Below are 3611 nucleotides of genomic sequence, written 5' to 3' on the forward strand. Positions count from 1 at the left end.
ACCAAGACCATACAGCTCCGCCGTAAGACGGGAAAGTAATGGGGAGTTGCGTATGCGTATAGGATTCCGCTCGGACTTAGCTTCTCCGATGTCGAACAAAAAATGCAACATTTAGAGGATGGATTAAATCACAAGAGAAAAGTTTATGATTTTAAACTACAAGATTTCAAATCTCTTCGACTGCGAAAAGATATCTTAAAACAAATACAAAACGTTATAAGCAAGAAAAAACTCATTAGAAAGGAAATTGAGCTGTTTTACGATGGGTTACTTAAAATACGAGTTTACAAGAAAGGGATACCTGATTTCGTGAAATTTGAAGAAGAGATGATGAAGCAATGTAAGGGATGGGAAGTACCTATTGGTTATACAAGGGACGGATTAGTAAAACACGACTTTGACCAGTTATCACATATGATCTCTGCCGGCATGACGGATATGGGGAAATCGAATGTATTAAAGCTTATTATTACTTCGCTGGTACGCAACCAATCAGAAAATATAAAGCTATTCCTTATAGATTTGAAGGGTGGTCTCTCTTTCAACCGTTACCGATTCTTAAACCAAGTCGAATCAATTGCGAAGAATCCAGAGGAAACCCTTAAGACTCTAAGGGAATTGCAAGATAAACTGAATGCTAGAAACGAATACTTACTAGAAAAAGGATACGAAGATATAAAAGAAGCGGGGGATCCAGTACGGTATTTTGTAATCGTAGATGAAGCAGCCGATATAGCGCCATACCAGGAGTGCCAGGACATTATTGTTGATATTGGTCGTCGTGGCAGGGCGGCTGGATTCCGTTTAATATATGCAACCCAATATCCGACGAATAGCGCTATGCCATCACAACTGCGTCAAAACATTGGTGCTCGTGTTTGCTTTAGATTGCAGACAGAAGCAGGGAGCCGTGCCGTATTAGACGAGGGCGGCGCAGAGAGTCTTCCTAACATAAAAGGAAGGGCTATATATCAAACGAACGAGAAAACGGTCCTACAGACAATTTATATCGATAATAAGCAAATTGATAACATCATAAAGCCACACATCAACATAAGAGCGAGGAAGGAGCATGAAGATGCAAAAACTCGCCATGAAGGAACAACGCACAGAAAGCATACTCTACAGCTTGAGGAAATTGGGATTCTTGACTAGAAAGCAATTACAGGTTCTTCATAATCTCGGTGGAGATAGGAATGCATCACGTGTCATGAAGGGAATTGAAGAATATGTGTCTAGCTTTAGGGATGGGGAGAAAGTTTATTACCTTAACAAAGAAGGGCGCGAACGTATTGGGAGCAAGAAAATACTCAAACGTTCGAATCAATTCCGACACTACATTATGAGGAATGACATCTATATTGCTTACGAATGTCCGAAAACGTGGAAGCAGGAAGTGAAAATGAACGTAAAAGGTATCGTTTCTATAATTGCAGATGCAATCTTCACTAATAATGGCCGTTATTACATTGTAGAAGTGGATCATGAGCAGAAAATGAGTGCAAATCGTATCAAGATGCAGAAGTATCGCAAATTAATCGAATGCAAAGTGTTTGAAAAGACACCTAAGTTCATTTGGTACACCACGACGGAATATCGCAGGAAGAACCTACAAAAGCTTTGTGAGGGATTAGATTGCAATATATTTACGGTTACTGATTTCCATTAAAATTAAGGGGATGGTCCATATGGCAGCAGAGACAATGAGCATCAAAGATTTTATGGATGGTAACTACGGGGTAAAGAAAAAGTGGAGCTTGTTCAAAAAGAAAGCAAAAAAATACGCACCTGTGGCGGTGCGAGTAAGTATAGTAATCGGCAGTGCTATTATATTCAGCCAAATTATAGATATTCCTCATGTATTTGCTGATGGAAATAATCCAGACGTAAATGAAGTATTTAAAGATGTGCAATCAAACGACGGAAAGATAAAGAATTATATAGATGGCCAACTGTATAATCGTATAGTAAATGCGTTTGAACCAGTTATATTCTTGATTAAAGCAGTATCCTATCCCATTGCATCCGTTGTAGCGTTATGCGGTGGTTTGTTCATTATGGTTGGCAGTCAGGAACGGGGATTTAGCTTAATTTCAAGAGCAGGGATTGGCTATATTGTAGTTCAAATGATTCCGTTGTTTATGAGGCTGCTTGTTGAGATTGCTAAAGCTATATAAAAGTAGAAGCACTCTGATTAAACAGAGTGCTTATTTCAAGATTCATTTACGGATAGAGTTTTTGGTGCTGGTGGGTTTGTCGAATAGTCTATATATTCGCCTTCATACTGTAATTTTTTTAATAATACTTGTTCTAGTAAAGCGACCATTTTAGACCAAACTATATAATCTGAAGGAGAGAATTCATAACCACCATGTGCTGCGCTATTTCTTTTATTAACAAAGTTTTTTAAATGTTCACCATTGAATTCTAAATTATATTCTTGAAGTAACTTTATAATTCTTGCGCGAAGGTTTCTTTGGAAAAGGACCTTCCATTGATTAGGAAGTATTTGATTGTTCATAAGTTCTGCACTGTCCTCTTCAGACAATAATGGAATAATATGCTCTTCCATAAGATCTTTAAAATAAGAATAAGTCCGTCTTCTATCAGCTCTAGTAATATAATTGACATCTACATCCCCTAATTCATTTTTTACAAACTCTTCAATAGTTGAGCCTGTAATGATAAACGGCATTGGGAAAATTGGCATAGATGCCGATAAGTGAATGCCATCTGTTAATTTTCTTAGTGCTAGTCTAGTATCGTTGCTGAAAGTAGAATAAACCGGAAAACAAGTTTCAATAAAATGCGTCAATTTATTATGGAAAACTACATCAATTAATTGTCTAAAAGGCCTTAATGTCGCAGGAGGGACTTTTCTGATATGATGAAATACTTCATGCTGTCCGATATAGCCTATTGCATTTGTCCATTTTAATCGGCATCCGTAAGCTATAGAATATAAATCTAATAGGGTATCCATTAATTCTACAGCTGTTTCGTAGGATAATAAACCTGTCTCTTTCTTTACAATGACTTTTACGCTAATGAAATTATCTTCTCGTCTTAAGGCTTCATTGTAGTTAATCACTATATCTTGAACACCAGTAAATTCAAGAGAAAATGCTTCTTGTTTAAAATTTAAATTCAAATAAGTTTTATCACGTAACATGCGTCCTGGGGAATGTTCTGATGTTTCAGCAAAACCAATGACGAAATTAGGTATCCAAAACTCTATATATTCACTTTCTTGCGATTCACCTATCGTAAGTTGCGTGAAGTCAAATTTACACAAATAAACTCTTGACATAGGACGTTCTTTAATATTCACTACTGATAATTGATGTCCACTTATCACTTTCCCATCAATAGTTATACCATTAAAATTCCATGGATAAAGGCATTCTTCGTTTGCAATTTCCCTAGGTAATATACCATTGAAAGCACCATTGATTAAATTAGTTTTATCCCACGGCTTGTTTACATCTAAGTTAATATGAAATCCACCTTCTAAACTTTCTATACCATCAAATTCAAATTTGCCGGTTCCGCTAAATCCTTCAGACATAAAAATCCCCCTTGAATAATAGACATAATTTTCTATCTATAAA

General features: G+C 36.5%; 3 protein-coding genes and 1 pseudogene. 3 read left to right on the forward strand and 1 reads right to left on the reverse strand.

Annotated features, from left to right (window positions below; translation table 11 throughout):
* From BB045_RS07070 to BB045_RS07080, 3 genes and pseudogenes are all read left to right on the forward strand, one after another.
* Positions 1-1155, forward strand: a pseudogene (locus BB045_RS07070) (FtsK/SpoIIIE domain-containing protein); the annotation flags it as partial.
* Positions 1094-1669, forward strand: a complete 576-nt coding sequence (locus BB045_RS07075; protein WP_083605832.1) for a replication-relaxation family protein — start codon at positions 1094-1096, stop codon at positions 1667-1669. The pseudogene BB045_RS07070 and the gene BB045_RS07075, both read left to right, overlap by 62 nt.
* 19 nt (positions 1670-1688) lie before the next feature.
* Entirely contained in the window at positions 1689-2177 is a 489-nt protein-coding gene (locus BB045_RS07080) for a hypothetical protein (RefSeq protein ID WP_075140619.1), read from the forward strand.
* Between the two features lie 35 nt (positions 2178-2212).
* Here BB045_RS07080 and BB045_RS07085 read toward each other — a convergent pair whose 3' ends face one another.
* Positions 2213-3568 carry a hypothetical protein gene (locus BB045_RS07085; protein WP_075140620.1) on the reverse strand — a complete coding sequence of 452 codons (1356 nt, stop codon included), beginning with the start codon at positions 3566-3568 and terminating at the stop codon, positions 2213-2215.
* Positions 3569-3611 lie beyond the last annotated feature (43 nt).

The sequence above is a fragment of the Staphylococcus sp. MB377 genome (assembly GCF_001922505.1).
Classification (GTDB): Bacteria; Bacillota; Bacilli; order Staphylococcales; family Staphylococcaceae; genus Staphylococcus; species Staphylococcus haemolyticus.